Source organism: Mediterraneibacter agrestimuris (assembly GCF_943193195.1).
In the GTDB taxonomy this organism is placed as follows: domain Bacteria; phylum Bacillota; class Clostridia; order Lachnospirales; family Lachnospiraceae; genus Schaedlerella; species Schaedlerella agrestimuris.
Genome location: NZ_CALPDG010000112.1, coordinates 1 through 1,292, shown reverse-complemented (window position 1 = coordinate 1,292; position 1,292 = coordinate 1). Strand labels below are relative to the sequence as shown.

Genomic DNA, 1,292 nt, shown 5'->3' with positions numbered 1-1,292 from the left:
CGCAGGCCGGGAATGGAAAGACCGGCGCAAGCGAAGTACCCGTACACCAGGCAAATCCGGTGTGCAAGGGGAAGGCGTGACGCGGACCGAAATAAAAGTAGGGAAGTGCGTGGGCTGACTGCCAAGAAAAGCCGCTATTGTTCATAAAATACCCGTACCGTAAACCGACACAGGTGGATGAGGAGAGAATCCTAAGGCCGACGGGAGAAGCATTGTTAAGGAACTCGGCAAAATGACTCCGTAACTTCGGGAGAAGGAGTGCCATGCGAATGGCCGCAGAGAATTGGCCCAAGCAACTGTTTAGCAAAAACACAGGTCTATGCAAAACCGAAAGGTGAGGTATATGGGCTGACGCCTGCCCGGTGCTGGAAGGTTAAGGGGAGAGGTTAGCGCAAGCGAAGCTTTGAACTTAAGCCCCAGTAAACGGCGGCCGTAACTATAACGGTCCTAAGGTAGCGAAATTCCTTGTCGGGTAAGTTCCGACCCGCACGAAAGGCGTAATGATTTGGGCACTGTCTCAACAATGCACCCGGTGAAATTGAAATACCAGTGAAGATGCTGGTTACCTGCGCCAGGACGGAAAGACCCCATGGAGCTTTACTCCAGCTTGATACTGGGATTCGGTATTGTATGTACAGGATAGGTGGGAGGCTAGGAAGTGGCAACGCCAGTTGCCATGGAGCCGCTGTTGGGATACCACCCTTGCAGTACTGGGTTTCTAACCATCAGCCGTGACCCGGCTGGGGGACAATGTCAGGTGGGGAGTTTGACTGGGGCGGTCGCCTCCGAAAGGGTATCGGAGGCGCTCAAAGGTTCCCTCAGAATGGTTGGAAACCATTCGCAGAGCGCAAAGGCAGAAGGGGGCTTGACTGCGACACCGACGGGTGGAGCAGGTACGAAAGTAGGACTTAGTGATCCGGTGGTATAAAGTGGGATTGCCATCGCTCAACGGATAAAAGCTACCCTGGGGATAACAGGCTTATCACTCCCAAGAGTTCACATCGACGGAGTGGTTTGGCACCTCGATGTCGGCTCATCGCATCCTGGGGCTGGAGTAGGTCCCAAGGGTTGGGCTGTTCGCCCATTAAAGCGGTACGCGAGCTGGGTTCAGAACGTCGTGAGACAGTTCGGTCCCTATCCGGCGTGGGCGTAGGATATTTGAGAGGAGCTGTCCTTAGTACGAGAGGACCGGGATGGACTGGCCGCTGGTGTATCTGTTGCATTACCAAGTGCATGGCAGAGTAGCCAAGCCGGGACGGGATAAACGCTGAAGGCATCTAAGCGTGAAGCCC

Annotated in this window: 1 rRNA gene; it reads left to right on the top strand. The window is 54.6% G+C overall.

The window, feature by feature from the left end:
• Positions 1-1,292 (top strand): 23S ribosomal RNA (locus tag NFS18_RS19275); the annotation flags it as partial.